The sequence below is a fragment of the Gilliamella sp. wkB308 genome, assembly GCF_001690185.1.
GTDB classification, from domain to species: domain Bacteria; phylum Pseudomonadota; class Gammaproteobacteria; order Enterobacterales; family Orbaceae; genus Gilliamella; species Gilliamella apicola_I.
The window spans coordinates 122,615-145,574 of sequence record NZ_LZGN01000037.1 but is presented as its reverse complement, the minus strand read 5'-3'; the positions used below and the strand labels follow the sequence as shown (position 1 = coordinate 145,574).

Below are 22,960 nucleotides of genomic sequence, written 5' to 3'. Positions count from 1 at the left end.
TAATAATGTATTGGTATTTTAAAACATCATGGCAAGAATAGACAGTAAAGTAATTTTCGTAACAACTTCTCCAAGAACACCAAGCAAAATGATTCCTGAAATAGAATTATTGGACACTCATTTTTCTGGTCAAAAATGGAATACAGAAACACAACTGAAGTTTATGGAATTGTTGAAAGAGGAAAATTTTTTCAACGGAAAAGGAGCAAATGATCCTGCGTTTAGCGCAAGGGACAGAATAAATCGAGCCCCCAAAGCACTTGGGTTTGTTGCCCTTTCGCCAGTTATCAGTTTGACGCCAGCAGGTTTAGAATTAATAAACACAAAGCGAAAAGATGAGATATTTTTGCGACAGCTTTTAAAATTTCAAGTTCCTTCACCCTATCATAAGCCATCTAAAAATTCAGCTTGTTTTTGGGTAAAACCTTATCTTGAATTATTTCGTTTAATCCGACATTTTGGAGCTCTAAAATTTGACGAATTAATGATTTTTGGCTTGCAATTAGTGGATTATCGTGAATTCGATAACATTGTTTTTAAAATCAACGATTTCAGAACTAGTAAAGCTCAAAATCAGGGAAATTATAAAAAATTCCGTACTAAATATTTCGAAAGAGAATTGAGAGAAATTTATGCAGACGACATTATTAGAGGAAATACAAAAACAAGAGAAACAAATGATGCTTCGATTGCAAAATTTCTAGACACCAAAGCAAGTAATATGCGTGATTATACAGACGCTTGTTTCCGTTATTTACGAGCATCAGGACTAGTAAACATTTCGTATATTGGTAAGTCTATTTCAATCGTACCCGAAAAAATTTTGGATGTAGATTATTTTTTGAAACATACTGATCGAGAACCACAATATATTGACAATGAAGAACAATATGTTAATTATCTTGGAAGCATAGAAAGCCCAAGGCTTTTAACAGACAATAAAGAATTACTTGAACAAAAAATCAGTTCTGAATTTTCAGATATTACCATATCTAAAACAGCAACGTTACAAGAACTCAAAGATATTTTTGCAGACGAATTAGAAAAACGTAAAGAACAAATTATAACAGACCAAGTTACAGCCATTAAAGACTATCGTTTGTTTGACGATATCAATTCTACATTTGATCAAATACTTGATAATTCGCTTTACGATTCTCCTTTAATGTTAGAATGGAATACTTGGAGAGCAATGACAATGTTAGATGGTGGTAATATTAAAGCCAATCTGAAATTTGATGACTTTGGTAATCCAATGTCTACCGCACAAGGAAACATGGCGGATATTGTTTGCGACTATGGATCCTTTCGACTAACTGTAGAAGTTACAATGCAAAGTGGACAACGACAATATGAAACAGAAGGCGAACCAGTAACAAGACATCTAGCTAAAATAAAAAAAGAAACCCAAAAACCAGCATACTCTTTATTTATTGCACCAAAGATTAACGAGGCTTGTATTGCTCACTTTTACGCTTTGCACAAAATGAATATCAGCTACTATGGAGGAACTTCTACAATTGTGCCACTCCCATTGAAAGTGTTTTTAAAAATGGTTGAAGACTCTCACAAAGCAAGTTATATTCCCGAACCAAAGCATGTTCAACGATTTTTTGAACATTCAATAAAATTAGCAAACTCAACAAATAACGAAAAAGAATGGTATGAAAAAATCACTCAAAAAGCATTGAACTGGCTCAATCTATAAAAAACCAATATATAAATTATATTATAATCTGTACCATCTCAAATCTCATTTGATAGTTATCATTTGTCAATAAGAAATAGAGAAAACATCGTACTATTGTGTTTGGTGTTGTATATAATATTCGTATTTCTTTATTCATTTATGGGAAATAAAAATATCTCTCCCATTAAAATAACATCAGCTAAAATCTAAAATCCATATAGTTAAAATATAAAAATTTAGTTTATTCCTATTTATTTTTGATCGTCCACGCCAATGAATGGATGTCAATTGGTCTATATAAATTAGAAATCACCATTAATTTCCTTTATATTAATAGTTATTTGTTATCAAAACGAGTGGCTACCATGAATTTAGTATATAAAAAAATATCAATAATTTGCAGTTTAATCGTTTGTCTATTTTTAAAAGGTTAAAAAGAAGAGTGGGAACAAAAAGTTATGACCAGTGATTGGTATAAAGCACATCCAACCGAAACCGATACTAAAAAGGGGTTATACGTGCCATCGTTAAACTCATTTAGTTAAATGTAATTTAGTTATACATTTTCATATAATTAAAACACTTGATTGTCACTGAATCACAATGAATATTACAGATATAATAAAGCTTGAAAATACTGTATTTTCAAGCTTTAATGATTTTCACTAAACTTCAATGAAGATAATTTGGTGGAGCTGGCGGGAGTTGAACCCGCGTCCGAAATTTCTACATCCTTGGTACTACATGCGTAGTTTGTCTTTAGATTTCGCCTACCTGCTGCGGACAAACACGCTACCGATAGACTAGCTTGATTAAGTTTAATGCTTCCGCCCCAAGCAAGGCTTCCACACGATCTCGTTTGGGTTTGACTCCTCTTGATCCCCGTCCTACGAGCGGAGGCTAGGGAGAGAAGGCTCTATGCAGGTTATTAAGCTGCTAGTGCGTAGTTTTCGTCGTTTGCGACTATTTTTTTGCGGTTTATTTACGAGGCCTACCGCACCTCGGCATGCACCTTGGGTTTCGCAAATCCCGTCGAATCCAGAATCAGCCCCAATTGTGATAAGTAACTTAGTACAATATCGGGGCATTATAGGTGAAATCAAGCATGAATACAAGTTAGCTTGGTTTGGGGTTGGCAATCAAATGTTTGTTTTATGATAGTTTTGCGCTTATTAGAAACATTAAATAGTTTCATTTGTAAATGTGACTTTATTAATAGCGTTAAAGCGGATGAGTTACAAAGCTGACATGATTAATTAGTGGATATTGAAAAAGTAAAAAATTTTACTTTTTTGAAAAAAATTTAATTAAATAAATAATAATAAATCAAGTAATTAAAAATTAATTTAATAAAATCTCAAAAATATCTGAAATTAAATTGAACTTTTTGGGTTTTTGCTTGTCTATATTAACAGATTACGTTTTTTCATTTTTTGCCCTCCACTCGAATTTCGGGTGGATTTTTTTTATCTGTCATTTTCCTTCTTTATATTTGCCTATCATTATAACGACTTTAATTTGTTTGCACACAAAAGAGCATAGCGTTAGTATAAATGCCTATTATTAAATAGCATTATTTTTAGCAAAATCAAGTAAGCACTAGACATAATTTTTGTATTATTCTTAATATATTTATCAATGCCTTTAAAAGGTGAGTAAAAATTTACTCATAGAGGGCTATATTGCTGTAAGTTTCGAGGTCTTTATGTTATTAACAAAAAGAACACAGGGGCATTTAATTGCATTAATGACAGTGTTTTTTTGGGGAACGACGTTTATTTCCACCAAAACATTATTAATTGAGTTTAAACCGATAGAAATTTTATTTTTTCGTTTTTTACTAGGTTATATAACGCTTTGGATTTTATCTCCTCGCTTATTTGTTTGGCAAGGACTAAAACAAGAATTCATTTTTCTTTGTGCTGGATTATGTGGTATTACCTGCTATTTTTTGTGTGAAAATATTGCATTAACCTATACTACTGCTTCAAATGTAGGAATTATCACAACGTTAGCCCCTATATTTACCGCGCTATTAGCTATGTTTTTTCTCAAGGCTGAAACACCACCTAAGCGTTTTTACGTCGGTTGTTTATTTGCCTCGATTGGCGTTGGATTAATCTGCTTTAATGGTAAATATGTGCTTGCTATGAATCCGTTTGGTGATCTGCTTGCCATGCTTGCTTGTTTGTTTTGGGGATGTTATTCGATCTTAACTAAAAAAAGCAGTAATCGAGGGTATAACACCATTTTATTAACCCGACGATTCTTTTTTTATGGTTTATTGCTCATGCTTCCTGCACTTTATTTATTCGATTTTAAACTGAATTTAGACCGATTTAGCAATAAAACCAATCTATTTAATATCCTGTTTTTAGGCGTTGGGGCATCTGCAATTTGTTTTGCATCTTGGAATTATGCGGTGAAATTAGTGGGGGCTGTAAAAATTAGCATTTATCTCTATCTGGTTCCTGTGTTAACGATTATTGGTGCGGTGATCATATTGGATGAACCGTTTACTTGGCTTGCTGCGTTTGGCACATTATTTACGCTCTGTGGTGTGTTATTATCCGAGCGAAAAGTTAAGTTGAAAAGATAGGTTGATTTATATCAATCTATCAAATTAAAAAAGTTGAGGAAAAACCGCCTCTTTTTTGTTAACTAAAATTTTAGGTCATCTTAGTTTATTCGCTTATCAATGGCATCAAGCATAATTTGACCTAAATGTTAATATTGTTTCAAAATAATGTCCCCACATGAAGGAAGTGATAAACCGAATGATTCAGGAATCAAAGAAAATGTTAGATCAACAAAAAATTATCAATAATGTTCAAACTTTTGTTAAACAAAAACTTGCTGACGATTTTTCTGGACATGATATGGCGCATATTGAAAGAGTGGTTAAATTGGCAAAACAAATTTTAAAACATGAGCCAACAGCCAATCACTTTATCGTTATTTTAAGTGCCTATCTTCATGATGTTATCGATGAAAAAGTCGTAACTGATGTGAATCATGCCATTAGTGAGTTAAACGATTTTTTAATTCAACAAACTATCAGTCAAAGCGAAATTAAACACATTTTTGACATTATTGAAAATATGTCATATCGAAAAAATCTGGCTCAAAAAAAGGAATTGTCGTTAGAAGGGCAAATTGTGCAAGATGCAGATCGATTGGATGCCATTGGTGCTATTGGTATCGCTCGGACTTTTTATTACGGAGGGAACAAGCACAATATTATGTATGATCCTACTATATTACCCAGAACATCATTAAATGAAGAAAACTATAAACAACCTAATACAGTGATAAACCATTTTTATGAAAAACTCTTTTTACTCAAAGATAGGATGAATACACAAGTTGCTAAAAAAATCGCATTAAAACGTCACGCGATATTGGTTGAGTTTGTGAAGCAATTCGAAAAAGAGTGGGGTGGTGATGATGAAGAGATAATACCCTAAATTAATTGATAATATGGATATGATCGATATAATTGATCAATAATCTGAATGAAATAGAAGAGGTTATCATGACGATTTCGATCTACAGTAAAATTATGCTTAGTCATCATGTTGCAATGCAGCAACTCGGTTTTGGCACTTATTAATTAACTGATTTTGAACTCACCTTAGATGAAATAAAAGCCATTAATGGACTTAACCAACATTTACGCGTAGGGCCAAATCAAGATAACGTTTATCAAAAAAATAATTTTAGATGGTAAAAAGATAAGATCTCTCTTATCGAGAGATCATGAATCAGTAAGGGATAGGTGCTCCAACCAAAGATAGAACAATAGGTAGGGTAATTAAACTGATTAAAGTACTGAAAAAAGTGGCACTTGATACAAGTTCAGGGTGCGTGTCAAATTGTACCGACATTAATGTCGTGTTTGCTGCACTTGGCATTGCCGCTAGTACGATTAGCACTTGCTTATATACCGGTGCAATAGGCATGAAGTAGACCATGGCACAAGCAACAATTGGCGATAGAATCATCCGTGTGAGGAGTGCAAACGACAATTTAGGATAATCCAGTTGGGTGATTTTTATTTTCGCTAATTGCATACCTAATATAATCATAATAACCACGATGGATGCGTCACCAATCATCCCAATGGACGTCATAATCGATTTGGACAAGGGAATGTTACAAAGCTGAAAAAGGATACCTAAAAACGCCCCATACGCCACAGGCATTCGAATAACTTTATTAATGACATCTTTTTGTGTAACGATATCATCTCGTGCACTTCCTTTTGCCGCATAATAGATACCAACAGTACTCATGACAAATTGTTGTAGCACCATCATAATTACGCCCAGATCAAAACCTACTGTGCCAAAAAAGACAAGTAGTACGGGCGTACCATAATTACCATTATTCATAAAACAAGCGCTTAAAATCATTGCACAGCGTTCTTTGCTGGAATATTTCATCACAACAGACCAAATCGAAATAATAATGACTAGAGCAAAACAGAGACCAAAAATATAGCAAATATAGAATAAATATTCTGTTGTTAAGATATGTGTATAAAATGTTTTAAATGCCAAAAAGGGTGAAAGCACATACAGGGACATTTTGGACAGGTTTGCCACATCGAAATGTAGTTTTTTCTGCGCAATAAATCCCACCACGAAAATACAAAAAATAGGAAACAAAATAGTAAAAAATTGCATAGTTGTTATCTTTAATTTATGTGATTAATTCATTGCGTCAAGCGCAACAATGATGGATTGTTTTAGTTTATGACAAGTATCATCATCAAGGGCATGGTTATGTTTGTCGGTCAAAATAAACAGATCCTCGATATGTTCGCCGATTGTGGCAATTTTGGCACTCCTTAAAGATATCTCTAAGTTAGCAAAAACTTCACCAACACAAGCTAAAAGTCCTGGTCTGTCTAAAGCAATCAATTCCATATAGGTTTGACTTTCGTTAAAGGATGATAAAAAGTTAATTTGTGTCGGCACTGAAAAAGAACGTAATCGTTGTTTAGGTGGTTTTACCGTAACACCTTTATAAATCGGTTGCTGTAATGTTTTTTCAAGCGAATTTATTATACCTTCATGGCGATCAGATTGAACGGTATTGCCGTTAGGTTCGAGTACGATAAAGGTATCAAGCGCAAATCCTTGTTTATTGGTAATGATAAGTGCTTCAAGGATGTTTAAATTGTGCATACTCAAGTTGTTGCAGGCGGTCGCAAACAAATAAGGTCTATCTGGCGAGTAAATAACGATTTCTGTGCCACCATGATACGGTGTGGGATTGATCATAACTAGCGTTTGCATTAAGTCGTGGTTTAACAAATTTTGGGCATGCCAAACAATTTGTTCAGTGCTGTATCGTAAAAAGTAATCAACACGAAAGTTTAGCCAGAAGTTTTTGATGTGTTGCTCATTATAATTTTGAGCAATTAAGATGGATAATGCTTCTTGCTTGTGTTGACGAGCAATACTCCGTTGTTCTGGGATTTGGTGAATGCCAATGTCAAATAAGTGTTCGGCATTAAAATACAGTTGACGTATTAAGCTTTGTTTCCAACTGTTCCAAAGTGTTTCGTTCGTTGCACATACATCAGCAACAGTTAAACAAAGTAAATATTGAAGACGACGGCGACTTTTAACCTGTTGAACAAATTCTTGAATCACAGCAGGATCTTGTAAATCGCGATTTTGTGCCGTGACAGACATCAGTAAATGATAGCGTACTAACCAGATTATCAGGTCGGTATCTTTTGTTTCAATCTCATGTAATTGACAAAATTTTTCAACTAATTTAGCACCAATTTCAGAATGATCACCATGACGACCTTTACCAATATCATGAAATAAACCCGTGATAATTAACAGTTCAGGTCTGGATAACTTAGCAAAAACGCTTGAGCTATTAGGATGCTTTTGTTTTCCTTGTTCTGATTTTAAGCTATCAAGCTCTATTAATAATCGTATCGTATGTTCATCAACCGTATAGGTATGAAATAGATCAAATTGCATCATGCCAGCGATATGTTTCCAACCGGGTATATAGACCGCTAAAATACCATAACGATGCATGGGTAAAATCGCTTTTGCAATGGCGTCCGGATGCTTAATTATTTGCATAAATAGTGTTCTGGCTTTAGGGTGTTCACATAATAATGTGGTGAGTTTTCGCCTTGCAGAGCGTAACTGTCGAATGGTATTAGAATAGAGACCGATGATTTGAGGATTGAGCAAAATGGTGTAAAACAGCTGTAATATCATTGTCGGATCTTTTTTAAAGATATTGTCATCTTTTACATCAATTAATTTCTCTCGGATTTGAAAATGTTCATCGATAGCATAGGGTTTATTGGTTGGATTAACTTCAAGAATAGACTCATCAAATAATTGCAGTAACATCTGATTGAGTTCAGTAACGTTGTGTGCAATTCGATAGTAATCATGCATCATTTGTTCGACGGGTGCATTTCCTTGACCTTGATAGCCTAAAAGCTTAGCGATACTTAATTGACGATCAAAAAGCAATCGGTTGTCATAGCGAGTAATGACACTGTGGAGGGCAAAACGAATACGCCATAAAAATTTACGACAAGTCCTAAATTCGTCTACCTCTTCTAAAGTAAGGTAATGAAAATCAGCAGTTTTTTGTGAAAATTCACCACCAAAGTGACGAATCGCAATCCATTGAATGATCTGCATATCCCGTAGACCACCCGGACTATTTTTTAAATCAGGTTCAAGATTATAAGTTGTACTGTGATATTGCTGATGTCGGGCTTGCTGTTCGGCAATTTTAGCACGATAAAAAGCAGGAGAAGGCCAAATTTTATCACTAAAAATGTGTTGTCGAAGCGTTTGTAATAATGGATTATTACCCGCAATCAATCTTGATTCAATTAGATTGGTCATGATAGTAATATCGTTTTTAGCTTCTTGCAAACACGTTTTTAATGTTCTGACACTATGACCGATATCCAAATGAAGATCCCAAAGCAACCGTACTAACTCGCCGATTTTTTTTTCGATGTCATGATTAAGCGGGTGATCACTTAATATTAAAATATCAATATCTGACAAAGGGTGTAGCTCTGCTCGCCCATATCCCCCGACAGCGATTAATGCAATACGATTATTTTTTAAAGGTGATGATGTTTGATCGGGAATTTGATAATAGCACCATAATCGTGCAAGTAATTTATCGATAAATTGACTGCGTAAATGCACTAATTCATCAATGTCTGCATTTTGTTTAAATTGCATCATCGACCATTGTTGAAATTGGTCAAGGTGTTGTTTGAGAAAGTTAATATTTATCTCAGCATCACTAAAATCAAGTGGTGAAATAGGATAAATTAAATGCACTTGCGTCATGGGAATTAAATTAAGACCATTCAATAATCATATCGTCACCTGATTTTCACAGACTGTCAAGCAACAGTTTAGTTTGTTGCTTGAACATTTGTTTTAATTTTTTACACGATCACAATTTATTTCTACATTCATTTTTCGATTTGCGTTTGGAGCATTATCGATAAGAATTTCAGTTATTTCCGTTGTTTTGAATTTGTCTGGTGATAAATAGTTCATGGTCTTTTGCGTTTTTGATGTAACACCATTATTGGATTTAATATCCATTGAATCATTATAATAAGCTTTTAAGTTATATGGATAAGATGTATCTGTACCAAAATTGAAAAATAAGGTATTGTCCTTCATAAAATACTTAATCATCCCTTTATCTTGTTTGAGTGGCGCATAGTCAGAAAATTTCCCATTTTCCCATTTTGCCTCTTGCCCTGAAAATGTGCAATCCCACTCACCAATAAGCATTTCTTCAGTTACTTTTTTTTCACCACAACCAACCAAAACTAAACCGACAAGACTACTCAATAAAAGTTTTTTCATATTAAAACCTATAATTAATGTAAGTAAAAATGAAGTAAGTTTTTTCAAGATCGATGAATAGTACTGTTTTAAATGTTAGTGCAACTACAATATAACACAGTTTTATTCAATTATGCTTTAAATATTGATAGTAATTAACACGAAAACATTTACTGTTATCTATTATGATTGATACCCCAAAAAATAACATCATTTCGTCAAGCTAAATAGCAATTCGATAGTTTTTACCCTACATTTTAAATGTCATAAACCAAATAAAAGCATTGATAGGCTTTTATTTTAGTTAAAGCTAATTATTTGTATTGATTGAATCATTGGCATTTTCATAAACTAAAGCGGAACCCTTAGTTAATATTGCAGAGACCGAAACATCAGATAATTTTATCGTATGCTGACCTGGTTTTAAATCATACTTAGATACAGGAATCGCATTGTTATCAAGATAGATAGCATAACCAATAATTTGTTGTGCTTGATTCAAATCATTATTGACGTTAATACTGATTGATGTATTGATTTTGCGGAATGTCGAATTTTGGTGATTACTGATCTTTTGTTCTAATTTTTTTGACATTTCAACAACCATACCGCCTGTCTCGTTATTGCGTATTTGGATATCGCCATTACCCGCTTTTCCACCTACCATAATCGGTATTTCAAATACGGCTTTAGAATCCATTTTTTCTCGATAACATTCAATATATTTTGCATCCGCAAAAATTTTTTGAATTTCATTTTTTGCTTTTATTAACGTGGATGATTCTTGTCGTGAATCTTTAAAGTCAGTACATGATGAAACTTCAATCAATATTTTTGACTGTACGATTTTTGCCGTTTCACTTTGCACATCGCTAAGATTTACAGTCGGTGCTAATTCAACCTTACAACCTGATAGTAACGTAATAGCAATTAAACTTACTATGAATTTATTCATTTTACTTCTTACTTCCTTTTGATTTATTTAACTAATATTGGTTAAATAATACAATTAAAAAGATTATTAATCAAACATTAAGAAATGTAATATAAATTAAAAAAAGAATTCGGATTGTAATTGCTTGGATTTGGTTAACCGCTAAAGATAAGACTTGCACAGGCTTTAGTCGTCAACCTGCGCAAGTCAGAATAGGAAGTTTTAATGACAGCGTAAACTATAAAGTAAAATCACTCAAATCATCTTCATTGATTTCAGAATCAATTTGACCGACTAGATAAGAGCTCATTTCGGCTTCTTGTGGCGCAACTTGCACATTATCGGATACTAACCAATTATTGATCCATGGAATCGGGTTAGATTTTACTTCGTAAGGCAATTTCAATCCGACCGCTTGCATACGAATATTGGTGATGTATTCAACATATTGACATAAAATATCTTTATTTAAGCCAATCATTGAACCGCCTTCAAATAAGTATGCCGCCCACTCTTTTTCTTGATTTGCTGCTTGTAAAAACAGATCATAGCAGTCTTGTTCACACTCTTTTGCGATTTCGGCCATTTCAGGATCATCTTCACCACTACGAAGCGTATTAATCATAAATTGAGTTCCCGTTAAGTGTAGGGCTTCATCACGGGCAATAAGTTTGATGATTTTTGCATTTCCTTCCATTAGTTCACGTTCAGCGAAAGCAAATGAACAAGCAAAACTGACATAAAAACGAATGGCTTCAAGCGCATTAACACTCATTAAGCAAAGGTACAGTTTCTTTTTCAACTCACGTAAGCTTATAGTAATGGTTTTATTGTTAACCGTGTGATTCCCTTCACCCAATAAGTTGTAATAACTCGCATAGCTAATTAGATCATCATAATAACCCGCAATGTCACCCGCACGTTTTTGGATCTCTTTATTTGTCACAATATCATCAAATACCACTGAGGGATCATTGACAATGTTACGTATGATGTGTGTGTAAGAACGAGAGTGAATCGTCTCAGAAAACGACCACGTTTCTACCCAAGTTTCAAGTTCAGGAATTGAAATTAAAGGGAGTAAAGCAACGTTTGGGCTACGACCTTGAATCGAATCAAGTAACGTTTGGTATTTTAAATTACTAATGAAAATATGTTTTTCATGTTCGGGTAGTGCTGCATAGTCAATGCGGTCTTGAGATATATCGACTTCTTCCGGACGCCAAAAAAACGAAAGTTGTTTTTCGATTAATTTTTCAAACATCTCATACTTTTGTTGGTCATAACGCGCCACATTAACTGGTTGACCAAGAAACATGGGTTCTTTAAGCTGATCGTTATGTACATGCGAAAAGGTACTGTAATTCATATTCATAGTCGTACTCCTAACTGATTTTAGTTGCTTTTACCACTACCTATCGACAGCGGAAAAAGGGCAATTATTGGGGATTAAAATCCCCATTGAACATTTTTGAAGTAATGCGTTATTTTTTTATAAAAGCGATTAAATTTTACAGGCCCCGCCTTCACAGCCGTCATCACTTTCAGTTAGTGCAATATCCCCTTGAATATCTTCCGCCCCATCACGTGTGTTATGGTAGTAGAGTGTTTTGACACCAAATTTATATGCGGTTAATAAATCAGCAAGTAGCTGTTTCATCGGTACTTTGTCATTCGGGAATTTTGTCGGATCATAATTGGTGTTAGCCGAAATTGATTGATCGATAAATTTCTGCATAATACCAACTAATTGTAAATAGCCCGTATTATTAGGAATTTGCCACAGTAGTTCATAGAAGTTTTTTAAATCTTTATAGTCAGGTACTACTTGCTTTAAGATGCCATCTTTTGAGGCTTTAACGCTAACATATCCTCGAGGTGGCTCGATACCATTGGTCGCATTAGATATTTGCGAAGATGTTTCAGAAGGCATTAACGCCGATAAGGTTGAATTACGTAGACCATGAGTTTTAATTGATTCACGCAGTGATTCCCAATCATAATGTAATGGCTCTTTAGTAATGGTATCAAGATCCTTTTTATAGGTATCTATCGGTAATATACCTTGTGAATAGGTTGTTTCGTTAAATAAGTTACATGCACCTTTTTCTTTCGCTAAGTTATTTGAGGCTTTTAAAAGATAATATTGCATCGCTTCAAACGTGCGGTGAGTTAAATTATTAGCGCTACCGTCTGAATATTTTACCCCATGTTTTGCTAAATAATAGGCATAGTTAATGACGCCAATACCTAATGTACGGCGATTAATGGATGAATTGCGAGCAGCAGGAACTGGGTAATCTTGATAATCAAGCAGTGAATCAAGGGCACGAACCGTTAAATCGGCAAGCTCTTCAAAATCATCTAACGATTGAATTTCACCTAAATTAAAGGCGGACAGTGTACATAGTGCTATTTCACCCTTTTCATCGTTGACATTATTCAGCGGTTTAGTTGGTAACGCAATTTCCATACATAAATTGGATTGATGTACAGGCGCAAGCTGAGCATTGAATGGACTGTGAGTATTACAGTGGTCAACATTTTGAATATAAATACGTCCAGTTGATGCACGTTCTTGCATTAACAGGGCAAAAAGTTCTACCGCTTTTACTACACGTTTTCGAATGTTCACATCTTGTTCATATTGATGATACAGCGCATCGAATTTTGCTTGATCGGCAAAAAACGCCTCGTAAAGACCCGGAACATCTGACGGGCTGAAAAGGGTAATGTTTTCGTTTTGGATTAAGCGTTGATACATTAATTTATTAATCTGAACACCATAATCCAAATGTCGAACACGGTTTTCTTCAACTCCACGGTTGTTACGTAAAACTAATAGACTTTCAACTTCTAAATGCCAAAGTGGATAAAATACCGTTGCAGCACCACCACGAACACCGCCTTGTGAACAGGATTTTACTGCTGTTTGAAAATATTTATAGAATGGGATACAACCAGTGTGGAAAGCTTCACCACCACGAATTGAACTACCAAGCGCTCGAATTTTGCCTGCATTAACCCCAATACCTGCGCGTTGTGACACATATTTGACAATCGCACTTGCCGTCGCATTAATGGAATCTAAGCTGTCATCACATTCGATAAGTACACATGAGCTGAATTGGCGTGTTGGGGTGCGAACACCGGCCATAATTGGCGTTGGCAATGAAATTTTAAAAGTTGAGACTGCATCATAAAAGCGTTTGATATAGCTAAGACGTGTATCTTTAGGGTAATTAGCAAAAAGACAAGCTGCGACTAAAATGTATAAAAACTGCGCACTTTCATAAATCTCGCCTGTTACCCGATTTTGAACTAAGTATTTTCCTTCAAGCTGTTTTACTGCCGCGTACGAAAAAGACATATCACGCCAATGGTCGATGATTTTATCCATTTGTTCAAACTCTTCTTGCGTATAATCTTCAAGTAAGTGTTTATCATAACGGTCACTTGCCACTAGTTTTTTTACATGTTCATAAAGTGGTGGAGGAGTAAATTGGTTATAGGCTTTTTTACGTAAATGAAAAATGGCTAAACGTGCAGCCAAATATTGATAATCTGGTGAATCTTGCGATATAAGATCGGCGGCAGCCCGAATAATTGTTTCATGAATATCAGATGTTCGGATCCCATCATAAAATTGAATATGTGAACGTAATTCAACTTGAGATACCGAAACATTTTCTAATCCTTCTGCTGCCCATGTAATTACCTTGTGAATTTTATCAAGATTGATAGGTTCTTTCTTACCATCTCGCTTGGTCACAAATATTGATTTATTCATTTTCCATCCAGTTTTATCCCGTTTTTTGTGGAGCCTATCATAATTGATATTTGTCAAAATATACAATATATAGTGCCTATTAATCATTTTATTACTATATATAGTGTATTTATTAGTCAGTTAACATTTTTTTATTTTGTTAACTATCGGTTAGTAAACGTTTTTTTCTGTAATAAAATAAAATGGTTTAGAAAGGTTTTACTTATGGATCATTTTTGATTTTTATAACGTTGAATTGCACTTGCTTTATTTTGTGCTTCTAACCATGCAAGTTTATCGGCATAATTTTTTTCTGCACCACGATCAGTTGGTTGATAATATTTACTATCAGCCAGTTCAGGCGGAAAATAATTTTCACCTGCTGCAAAGGCATTTGGTTCATCATGTGCATAACGGTATTGTGCTCCATAGCCCAAATTTTTCATTAAACTGGTTGGCGCATTACGTAAATGTTCAGGCACATCATAGTCTGGCTTAGACTGCGCATCACTCATAGCTTGTTTGAAGGCAAGATAGACCGCGTTACTTTTCGGTGCACAAGCCAAATAAACTATAGCTTGCGCAATGGCGCGTTCTCCTTCTGCTGGGCCAACACGTGTAAAACAATCCCACGCAGCCAATGCAACTTGCATTGCTCTTGGATCGGCATTACCGACGTCTTCAGAGGCAATGGCCAGTAATCGACGAGCAACATAGAGGGGATCGCCTCCAGCAGTAATGATTCTTGCATACCAGTATAGTGCAGCGTCGGGCGCAGAACCACGAATTGATTTATGGACGGCTGAAATCAAATCATAATATCGGTCACCTTGATTATCGAATCTGGCACTACGCTCACCCATGACTTCTTTAAGTAACTCGGGAGTTAGTTCATTGCCATCCGACATATCCACTAATAATTCAAGTGTATTCAGTGCACGTCTGGCATCCCCGCCAACAAATTCAGCAATCTGTTTTTTTGTTTCTGGTGGTAATACGACATGTTTATTGCCATAACCTCGAACAGGATCATCAATGGCTTGTTGTAAAATATTTTCGATATCGGTATTCGTTAATGATTTGAGTAAATAAACCCTTGCTCGTGATAACAGCGCAGAATTAAGTTCGAATGATGGATTTTCAGTTGTCGCCCCAATAAAAGTAACCGTACCATTTTCAACATAAGGCAAAAATGCATCTTGTTGGCTTTTATTAAAACGATGAACTTCATCAACAAATAATATCGTGCGGATACCAGCTTGCTGATTGATTTTTGCACGCTCAATAGCTTCGCGAATATCTTTGATTCCGGATGTGACTGCCGAAATTCTTTCGACTTTAGCATGAGCATGATGCGCTATAATTTCAGCTAATGTGGTTTTTCCGGTTCCCGGAGGCCCCCATAAGATCATTGAATGAAGGTTTCCGGCTTCAATGGCTTTAGGTAATGGTTTACCTGCTCCTAGTAGCTGAGTTTGTCCGATGTATTCTGATAAATTACGTGGACGCATTTTTGCCGCTAAAGGCTGAAATTCATCGGTCGTAAAATCAAATGACATGCTAGGCATAACAGGTGGTATCCAAGTTTGAAAAATTCATTATATTATATACTTGTTAATTGATAAGTGAAAAAGAAAAGAAAATAACTTTTCGAACTTAACGAAAAACGGTAATATTTTGACCTAATCAGATTTAAGAACAATATTTAACGCTTTGTTATAGATAAAAAAAGTAAGGATTCGTTATGAAACAATTTTTAGTATTAATGGGATTATTGGTTAGCGTATCCGCATGGGCAGGTGATAAAGAGGTCTTACAACAGCGTTTAGACAAAGTTGACGGATTTTATGCACGTTTTTCACAAGATGTAAAAACAGCAGATAACCAGCAAGTTCAGGAAGGGAAGGGGGATCTTTGGGTAACAAGACCTTACTATTTTAATTGGAAAATGACAGAGCCAGAGGAAACTACTATTATTTCGGATGGAAGTAATATGTGGGTCTATACGCCAACAGTCGAACAAGTAACAGTGATGGATTTAAAAAAAGCCGTGGATAATCGTTTGATGCTGTTAATTACCGATAGCCATAATCCTATTTGGAACCACTATCAAGTTACACGTAAACAAGATTCATTCACTTTAAAGCCGACAGACAGTTCAAGTCAGAATTTTATCATTTCAGTGTTACCAAGCGGAATGATTTCCAATTTTACGATTATTGAGGAAGATGGACAACGCAGTTTTTATGATCTATCGCACCAAAAACTTGGCAAAGTAGAACTCAGTAAGTTTCATTTTGAACCACCTTTAGGCATTCAAATTGATGATCAACGATAAGCGATCAATGCGTTTAGAGTAATAAAAGTCATTATCGATTATCATGTTTAGCCTTAAACACAAGATAGCGTCAATTAATTTTGCTAAATTTATTTATAATTAGTTGATAGCTACGAGTGAGTTAAAGCTTGATGATTTGATTAGTTTAGTCTAATTCATTGGTATTGATACTAATGACGGGATTATCAGAAAATAAATAGTGATCGCGTCTTGTTTCAAAATCTTTATTTGCAGCATCAAAAAGTGCTTTTTTAGTGTTTTCTAAATGCTGCCACATCGCTAATTTTGCTGCTTTGGGATCGCGATTAATTAAAGCTTCCAGAATCTGGTTATGTTCATCTACCCAATTATTAATGGTTTGTTCTGGCATATTTTCATGAAGTTTTTTCCATAAAGGATTTAACGTGCGCTGTTGCCAAGTCTCTTCAACAATGATAGTTAAAGCACTGTTACGAGTAATCATGGCAATCTGAGTATGGAATTTAATATCCCAATAGGGGTCGAGATGATGATCTTCTTTTTGAGCGTTATGTTGAATTTCTAATAATTTAACAATATCTCCCTTGGTAATTTGTGTAGCAGCAAATTCAGCAATATTACTTTCAATAAGTTGACGTGCTTGCAATAGTTCAAAAGGTCCACTTTTTACAAAATTTAATCCTCCTGAAGTTGATGAAAGGTTTTTAAGCGAGCTATTGCCAATAACGTGGATACCTGATCCCTTACGTGCTTCGACAAAACCTTCAACTTCTAACATGATTATTGCTTCTCTTACGACAGAACGACTAACTTTTAACTCTTCGCACACCAGCCTTTCTGAAGGTAATTTGCTTCCTATTGGGTAAATACCGCTAATAATCCGATTCTTTAATTCTGATGCGATGATTTGATAAAGCCTGTGATATTCATTTTGTTTTTCGGTCATAATTTATTTTTTAAAATACCTAAGTCGTTTAAATATAACCTTAAAATAACATCTAATTGATTAGAGTTAAATAATGTAACTCTAATTTTTTTTATACTATTTTTATCAATTCTTACATAACTGACAAGTCGATAAACCATCTTAAATTGTTGTTATATTTTAGCCATATCATGTGTGTCAACTTTTTGGATTGTCATATATGTTTGAGTTAAATTTGATGTCTTTTTCACTAAATTGATATATCTAATATAGGTTAACTATCTTGCAGTTATAAGTTAGATTTTTTAGGGATACTTAATCATGTTACATTTTATCGTCCCACTTATGTTGCGGAATCGACATTCCTTATTTTTTGAGTATTTAAAACACAGTTAATTGCGTCTAATCAGAACATTTTTAATTATTTAATGGGTAAACCCACCTTGTTGCGGTTTATGAATTAAAAAGTTGTCTGATATCTGGTTTTAAAGTTCAACGTTCAAATTTTTAAAATTTATCAGCATAATGATTATTTTACGTTTAGATTTACCTATTGTTAACACAATTACTCGATGAATTTTGCCGTTTATAACAAGTCTTAAAAATAATTTTTGATTTGGATCACATTTATCCAATAAACCCATTAAAGCTAAATTTTTAGCTCTTTATATTCCTTATCAGTGGTTAACTCTTCATAGGATAAATTATGACAAGTGAATTTTATAATAAACCAACTTATTGGTTTGCTTCCTGTTATAGCTTTATGTATTACGCAGCAGGCAGTTTTGTTTTCTCTTTTTACTCAATTTGGCTTAGTAAAGAGATTGGTTTAACGGCGAAACAAACGGGTATCATTTATTCATTTAACTACTTTATTTCGTTAATTATCATGATTATGTATGGTATTTATCAAGATAAATTAGTCTTAAAAAAACACCTTATTTGGTTTCAAAGTATTATCATCACCTGTGCCGCTCCTGCATTAATTTATATTTATGAGCCACTGTTAAAACATAACTTTTATGTTGGTGTGATTTTTGGTAGTTTCTTTTTAGGATTTGGTTGGGTGGCAGGTATGGGACTGATTGATTCATATTGTGAAAAGATTAGTCGGGCGTTTGGATTTGAATTTGGACAATGTCGAACTTGGGGCTGTATTGCTTATGCAGTAGGCACTTTTATCGCTGGAATTTTGATAAGTATTAATCCCCATCTTAATTTTTGGGCAGCGTCGATTGTCGGTATCTGTTTTATGATTTTGAATCTCAATTTCAAACCTGACTTATCTCAATCCTCAAGTGCAGTATTTCAAAAGAAAGAAAAATTGACCTTTAATGAAATCCTTTCTGTGTTTGCGCTCAAAAAGTTTTGGATATTTGTTATTTATGTATTAGGTACTTATAGCCTTTATAACATTTATGATCAGCAATTGTTTCCTGTCTATTTCACACAACAATTTACCGATGTAAATGATGGTTATCATTTATATGGTTTATTAAATTCTTTTCAAGTGTTCCTAGAAGCAGCAGTCATGTTTTGTGTTCCTTTTGTCGTTAATCGAGTTGGCGCAAAAAATGCGCTTATCTTTGCTGCATTTATATCGGCATCGCGAATATTTTTAACTGCTCATGTTGATAGCATTGTCATTATATCCATTATTAAACTGATGCATTGTTTAGAAATTTCAACCATTTTAGTCTCAGTCTTTAAGTATATTGATAACAATTTTAACGCACGTCTTTCTGCCACTGTTTTTCTGATTGGTTATCAAGTTGCAGGTTCAGTTGGGGTTATTTTGTTCTCAACTTATGTTGGTGACATTTATGATACCGCTGGCGCAGCAACGACGTTCAATAATTTAGGTTTAGTGGTTTTAGGTTTTATGATTTTTGCCATTTTCTTCTTAAGTCGAGACCAAAAAGCGAACACTTTAAAAAAAGATTAATAAAAACACATATCTTTTAGACGGTAATAATAAAAATTTATTAAGACATATTAAGGATTAAAAAATGAATATATTCAATTCAGTGACACAATTTAACTTTGAACAAACTCGAACTATTTCACCTGAAAATATGACAGGTGAAAAGGGTAAGTCTTGTATGAAAGCGAGTGCTTTAGGCCCTAGCCGTAAAGGACAGGGATGTATCTCGATTCCGGCAGGGGAAAAAATAACTATTGCAGAAATTAGCGGGCCTGCTGAAATTAGACATATGTGGTTTACTTTAACCGATAGAACACATCGTGGTAGCTTTGTTCTCCGTGATGTGGTTATTCGTATTTACTGGGATGATGAAACAATACCGTCAGTTGAAAGTCCAATTGGTGATTTTTTCTGTAATGGATTTGGAGCAAGATGTGATATTAATTCATTACCGATTGTGGTTAATCCAACAGGGGGATTTAACTGTTATTTTAGAATGCCATTCAATAAAAAAGCCAGAATAGAAATTCACAACGAGCATGAAGCAGATTTACAACATTTCTTTTTCACTATTAATTATGCCATCATGCCAAAACCGTTTGACCAGCCTCTTTATTTTCATGCTCAATGGCGTCGTCAACGTGTAACACAGTATGCACAAGATTATGTCATATTAGATAACGTACAAGGTCATGGCTATTATGTGGGGACGTATTTAGCCTTAACCGCTTTAGAACGGTATTGGTGGGGAGAAGGCGAGTTCAAATTCTATTTGGATGATGATAGTGCGTATCCAACACAACATTCAACGGGCTCTGAAGACTATTTTGGTGGGGCATGGGCATTTCATAATCGTGACAGTCAAGGTAAGCCTAAAGCAAAATGTTTTCAAACACTGTTTATGGGCTATCCTTATCAAACTAATCGAGATGCTACACGGGATTTTTTTCAAACAGGTGATTCAAATCCGGTACATGGCTTTGGCGATGATGCACTTCCGATGCATGGTTTATATCGTTGGCATTTACCTGATCCGGTTGCTTTCCATAAAAATATTAAGTTAGCTTTTCAACAAATCGGAAATGATGATATAAGATTGTATGAACGTTGTGATGATATTGCTAGCGTTGCGTATTGGTATCAAAATCCGTCGGAAAATCATAGCCCGACTTTTCCCAATAAACAACAACGTACACCACGATAATCTGGAAGGTGAAATATGGCGAGTAATAAATTAAGAATCAATGATATTGCTCGTTTGGCTGGCGTTTCGGCAACGACCGTCAGCCATATTTTTAATAAACGGGATAAAAAATATCGAATCTCATCTCACACACGCCAAAAAGTACTCGCAATAGCGGAACAATATAAAGAGCAATCGCATATTCGTCGATACTTAGTTAAGGCGAAGAGTACAAATACAATTGGTGTCATTGTTCCTGATATGTCGAACTCGTTTTTTTCGATGTTTTTGCACCATTTAGAAGCCTCATTTCGAGAAAAAAATATACAGCTTTTAATTACTTGTAGCCACTATAATAAAGAGGTTGAAATTAATGTAGCGCAAAATTTGGTTGAACGAAAAGTTGATGCAATGATTGTGGTGACATCACTAGATAGCGATGAGTTTTACATGAGTATTAATCAACATACTCCAGTATTATTTTTTGATCGTTATATTGAGCATACCACACTTCCATTTATTACAAGTGAGGCAATTGGATCGGTAGCTGAATTAATCGAACCTTATGCAAAAACATTAAATGAGTTTTATTTTATTGGTTGTGATGCACAACTCACTTCAATTCGTGCTCGGTTACAAGGATTTAAACAAGGTTTAACCAATGCGGGCTTAACGCTGGCTTCTGACTGGATCATTTGTGATAGTTATTGCCCAAATAAAGGTTATGACTTACTTAAGCGATTGCATCAAAAATTAGGGCGTTTACCGAAAGCTATTTTTACTCCGTCTGGTAATTTATTGCAGGAAGTGCTCAGCTATTTAGTCGAGGTTAAAGTTAATCCAGACCAAATTTGCTTATGTTCGTATGATTATAATATTTATCTGGATTACTCTTATTACCCGATTGATGCCATTGCACAAGATTTTCAAACGATGGCATTGATTTGTGTAAACACTATAGATGATTTGCTTAATTTTAAAACGTTAAAGCATAACGCGATTTTTATCAAACCACACATTAAACGCCATCCATAGCTTTTATGATGAGAGACAAAAGTAATAATAAGATGATTAGCGATTAGCGTTTTTCATGATACGCGCTTTATCAACCTGCCATTGGCGTTCTTTGATATCCGTTCGTTTATCGTACTCTTTTTTACCTTTAGCCACACCAATTTTGACTTTTGCCCAAGCATTTTTCCAATATAATGAAAGCGCAACAACCGTGTAACCTTTTTGATTGATTTGACCAAATAGCGAATTTAATTCACGTTCATTCAAAAGCAATTTACGGTTACGCATGGGATCGCAGACAACATGTGTTGAAGCCACATTTAATGGTGTAATGGTTGCACCAAATAGCCATGCTTCCCCGTCTTTGAGCAGTACATAGCTATCGCTAATATTTACTTTACCTGCACGTAGGGATTTAACTTCCCAACCTTGTAGGGATAATCCCGCCTCAATTTCCTCTTCAATAAAGTACTCATGGCGTGCGCGTTTATTTAATGCAATGGTTGCCGAACCGGGTTTGTGTGATTTTTTCTTAGTCATAATGTGCGTTATTATAGAGTTACGTGTTAAGATATGCCACAAATTTTATTTTTAATTAATTAATGTTATGGCACATATATTTCACGAAGTTATTGAACCGTATTCAATTGAACAAATGTTTTCATTAGTCAATGATATTGAGCGATATCCTGAATTTGTTCCCGATTGTATCGCAACAGGAATTATTAGAAAACAGGATAATATTATTGCTGCATTTATTGAAGTTGAAAAATTTGGTTTCAAAAAATCATTTACCACATTAAATCAAATTAATGAACCTAATTCAATCGATTTAACCCTTTTAGAAGGCCCATTCAAGCACCTTTCGGGCAAATGGCAGTTTACTACACTTTCTGAAAATCAAAGTAAAATCAGTTTTAGTTTAGATTTTGAATTTCAAAATAAATTATTAGACATGACTTTTACCCCAATGTTTAAAGATGTGATGATAAATATGGTTAAAGCGTTTTCCAATCGAGCAAGGCAGATTTATTAATATGATAACGATTCAAGTTGTGTATGCGTTACCGAATAATCCGACAATGATTGATTGTCAGGTTGAAGAATCGACGAATATCTTGCAAGCAATAGTAAAATCCAATATCTTATCTATTTGTCGCATTCAATTAGATGATCATCTAATTGGTATTTATGGAAAACGTTGTTCGCTTGATGAGCTAGTGAAAGAGGGGGATCGTATTGAAATTTATCGCCCTTTAATCAACGATCCTAAAGAAATAAGACGAAGAAGAGCAGCATTGAATAAATAATGATTACTGGCAAG

General features: G+C 34.5%; 18 protein-coding genes and 1 other RNA gene. 9 read left to right on the top strand and 10 right to left on the bottom strand.

Annotated elements, in window-relative coordinates; translation table 11 throughout:
* The first annotated feature begins 28 nt into the window (after positions 1-28).
* On the top strand, positions 29-1,708 hold the full coding sequence (locus A9G10_RS07055; RefSeq protein WP_065558842.1) for an AlwI family type II restriction endonuclease: 1,680 nt from the start codon (positions 29-31) through the stop codon (positions 1,706-1,708).
* Positions 1,709-2,377: 669 nt separating this feature from the next.
* Here A9G10_RS07055 and ssrA read toward each other — a convergent pair.
* Positions 2,378-2,742, bottom strand: a transfer-messenger RNA (tmRNA) gene (gene ssrA, locus A9G10_RS07050).
* A gap of 653 nt (positions 2,743-3,395) precedes the next feature.
* Between ssrA and A9G10_RS07045 the strand changes: the two genes are divergently transcribed.
* The gene (locus tag A9G10_RS07045) at positions 3,396-4,289 is read left to right on the top strand and encodes a DMT family transporter (RefSeq protein WP_065558841.1); all 894 of its coding nucleotides are present in this window, start codon (positions 3,396-3,398) and stop codon (positions 4,287-4,289) included.
* A gap of 199 nt (positions 4,290-4,488) precedes the next feature.
* On the top strand, positions 4,489-5,157 hold the full coding sequence (locus tag A9G10_RS07040; protein WP_065558840.1) for an HD domain-containing protein: 669 nt from the start codon (positions 4,489-4,491) through the stop codon (positions 5,155-5,157).
* 297 nt (positions 5,158-5,454) lie between these two features.
* On the opposite strand, the gene A9G10_RS07035 is transcribed toward A9G10_RS07040, so the two are convergent.
* The 7 genes from A9G10_RS07035 to A9G10_RS07005 form a co-directional block, all read right to left on the bottom strand.
* A complete protein-coding gene (locus A9G10_RS07035; protein WP_065558839.1) occupies positions 5,455-6,378 on the bottom strand; it encodes an AEC family transporter in 924 nt (307 codons plus the stop codon).
* A gap of 24 nt (positions 6,379-6,402) precedes the next feature.
* Complete coding sequence (gene glnD, locus A9G10_RS07030; RefSeq protein WP_218837358.1) at positions 6,403-9,081, bottom strand: bifunctional uridylyltransferase/uridylyl-removing protein GlnD; 2,679 nt, start codon at positions 9,079-9,081, stop codon at positions 6,403-6,405.
* A 69-nt stretch (positions 9,082-9,150) separates the two neighbouring features.
* A complete protein-coding gene (locus tag A9G10_RS07025; protein WP_065558838.1) occupies positions 9,151-9,591 on the bottom strand; it encodes a hypothetical protein in 441 nt (146 codons plus the stop codon).
* 289 nt (positions 9,592-9,880) lie between these two features.
* Positions 9,881-10,525 carry a DUF7424 family protein gene (locus tag A9G10_RS07020; RefSeq protein WP_065558837.1) on the bottom strand — a complete coding sequence of 215 codons (645 nt, stop codon included), beginning with the start codon at positions 10,523-10,525 and terminating at the stop codon, positions 9,881-9,883.
* Positions 10,526-10,742: 217 nt separating this feature from the next.
* A complete protein-coding gene (gene nrdB / locus A9G10_RS07015; protein ID WP_065559020.1) occupies positions 10,743-11,873 on the bottom strand; it encodes a class Ia ribonucleoside-diphosphate reductase subunit beta in 1,131 nt (376 codons plus the stop codon).
* 135 nt (positions 11,874-12,008) lie between these two features.
* Positions 12,009-14,294, bottom strand: coding sequence for a class 1a ribonucleoside-diphosphate reductase subunit alpha (gene nrdA / locus A9G10_RS07010; protein ID WP_065558836.1), 2,286 nt, complete (start codon positions 14,292-14,294; stop codon positions 12,009-12,011).
* Between the two features lie 209 nt (positions 14,295-14,503).
* On the bottom strand, positions 14,504-15,841 hold the full coding sequence (locus A9G10_RS07005; protein ID WP_065558835.1) for a replication-associated recombination protein A: 1,338 nt from the start codon (positions 15,839-15,841) through the stop codon (positions 14,504-14,506).
* 176 nt (positions 15,842-16,017) lie between these two features.
* Between A9G10_RS07005 and lolA the strand changes: the two genes are divergently transcribed.
* Positions 16,018-16,611 (top strand): outer membrane lipoprotein chaperone LolA, encoded by a 594-nt coding sequence (lolA, locus tag A9G10_RS07000; protein ID WP_065558834.1) that lies wholly within the window; start codon positions 16,018-16,020, stop codon positions 16,609-16,611.
* Positions 16,612-16,756: 145 nt separating this feature from the next.
* Here lolA and A9G10_RS06995 read toward each other — a convergent pair whose 3' ends face one another.
* Positions 16,757-17,536, bottom strand: coding sequence for an FCD domain-containing protein (locus A9G10_RS06995; RefSeq protein WP_065558833.1), 780 nt, complete (start codon positions 17,534-17,536; stop codon positions 16,757-16,759).
* Positions 17,537-18,221: 685 nt separating this feature from the next.
* On the opposite strand from A9G10_RS06995, the gene A9G10_RS06990 reads away from it, so the two are divergent.
* The 3 genes from A9G10_RS06990 (at position 18,222) to A9G10_RS06980 (ending at position 21,657) form a co-directional block, all read left to right on the top strand.
* Entirely contained in the window at positions 18,222-19,460 is a 1,239-nt protein-coding gene (locus A9G10_RS06990) for an oligosaccharide MFS transporter (RefSeq protein ID WP_065558832.1), read from the top strand.
* A gap of 64 nt (positions 19,461-19,524) precedes the next feature.
* On the top strand, positions 19,525-20,643 hold the full coding sequence (locus A9G10_RS06985) for a glycoside hydrolase family 172 protein (RefSeq protein WP_065558831.1): 1,119 nt from the start codon (positions 19,525-19,527) through the stop codon (positions 20,641-20,643).
* 15 nt (positions 20,644-20,658) lie between these two features.
* Positions 20,659-21,657 (top strand): substrate-binding domain-containing protein, encoded by a 999-nt coding sequence (locus A9G10_RS06980; protein WP_065558830.1) that lies wholly within the window; start codon positions 20,659-20,661, stop codon positions 21,655-21,657.
* Positions 21,658-21,693: 36 nt separating this feature from the next.
* On the opposite strand, the gene smpB is transcribed toward A9G10_RS06980, so the two are convergent.
* On the bottom strand, positions 21,694-22,176 hold the full coding sequence (gene smpB, locus A9G10_RS06975; RefSeq protein WP_065558829.1) for an SsrA-binding protein SmpB: 483 nt from the start codon (positions 22,174-22,176) through the stop codon (positions 21,694-21,696).
* A gap of 67 nt (positions 22,177-22,243) precedes the next feature.
* Here smpB and A9G10_RS06970 point away from each other — a divergent pair, with 67 nt between their 5' ends.
* Both A9G10_RS06970 and A9G10_RS06965 read left to right on the top strand, forming a co-directional pair.
* A complete protein-coding gene (locus A9G10_RS06970) occupies positions 22,244-22,672 on the top strand; it encodes a type II toxin-antitoxin system RatA family toxin (RefSeq protein WP_065558828.1) in 429 nt (142 codons plus the stop codon).
* Position 22,673: 1 nt separating this feature from the next.
* Positions 22,674-22,946: an RnfH family protein gene (locus A9G10_RS06965; protein ID WP_065558827.1), complete on the top strand. Its 273-nt coding sequence runs from the start codon at positions 22,674-22,676 to the stop codon at positions 22,944-22,946.
* Positions 22,947-22,960: the final 14 nt, after the last annotated feature.

Excerpts from the sequence above, each read along its gene's own strand:
- A9G10_RS07055 (WP_065558842.1), top strand. The coding sequence starts at position 29 with ATGGCAAGAATAGACAGTAAAGTAATTTTCGTAACAACTTCTCCAAGA.
- A9G10_RS07045 (WP_065558841.1), top strand. The coding sequence starts at position 3,396 with ATGTTATTAACAAAAAGAACACAGGGGCATTTAATTGCATTAATGACA.
- A9G10_RS07040 (WP_065558840.1), top strand. The coding sequence starts at position 4,489 with ATGTTAGATCAACAAAAAATTATCAATAATGTTCAAACTTTTGTTAAA.
- A9G10_RS07035 (WP_065558839.1), bottom strand. The coding sequence starts at position 6,378 with ATGCAATTTTTTACTATTTTGTTTCCTATTTTTTGTATTTTCGTGGTG.
- A9G10_RS07025 (WP_065558838.1), bottom strand. The coding sequence starts at position 9,591 with ATGAAAAAACTTTTATTGAGTAGTCTTGTCGGTTTAGTTTTGGTTGGT.
- A9G10_RS07020 (WP_065558837.1), bottom strand. The coding sequence starts at position 10,525 with ATGAATAAATTCATAGTAAGTTTAATTGCTATTACGTTACTATCAGGT.
- nrdB (WP_065559020.1), bottom strand. The coding sequence starts at position 11,873 with ATGAATTACAGTACCTTTTCGCATGTACATAACGATCAGCTTAAAGAA.
- nrdA (WP_065558836.1), bottom strand. The coding sequence starts at position 14,294 with ATGAATAAATCAATATTTGTGACCAAGCGAGATGGTAAGAAAGAACCT.
- A9G10_RS07005 (WP_065558835.1), bottom strand. The coding sequence starts at position 15,841 with ATGCCTAGCATGTCATTTGATTTTACGACCGATGAATTTCAGCCTTTA.
- lolA (WP_065558834.1), top strand. The coding sequence starts at position 16,018 with ATGAAACAATTTTTAGTATTAATGGGATTATTGGTTAGCGTATCCGCA.
- A9G10_RS06995 (WP_065558833.1), bottom strand. The coding sequence starts at position 17,536 with ATGACCGAAAAACAAAATGAATATCACAGGCTTTATCAAATCATCGCA.
- A9G10_RS06990 (WP_065558832.1), top strand. The coding sequence starts at position 18,222 with ATGACAAGTGAATTTTATAATAAACCAACTTATTGGTTTGCTTCCTGT.
- A9G10_RS06985 (WP_065558831.1), top strand. The coding sequence starts at position 19,525 with ATGAATATATTCAATTCAGTGACACAATTTAACTTTGAACAAACTCGA.
- A9G10_RS06980 (WP_065558830.1), top strand. The coding sequence starts at position 20,659 with ATGGCGAGTAATAAATTAAGAATCAATGATATTGCTCGTTTGGCTGGC.
- smpB (WP_065558829.1), bottom strand. The coding sequence starts at position 22,176 with ATGACTAAGAAAAAATCACACAAACCCGGTTCGGCAACCATTGCATTA.
- A9G10_RS06970 (WP_065558828.1), top strand. The coding sequence starts at position 22,244 with ATGGCACATATATTTCACGAAGTTATTGAACCGTATTCAATTGAACAA.
- A9G10_RS06965 (WP_065558827.1), top strand. The coding sequence starts at position 22,674 with ATGATAACGATTCAAGTTGTGTATGCGTTACCGAATAATCCGACAATG.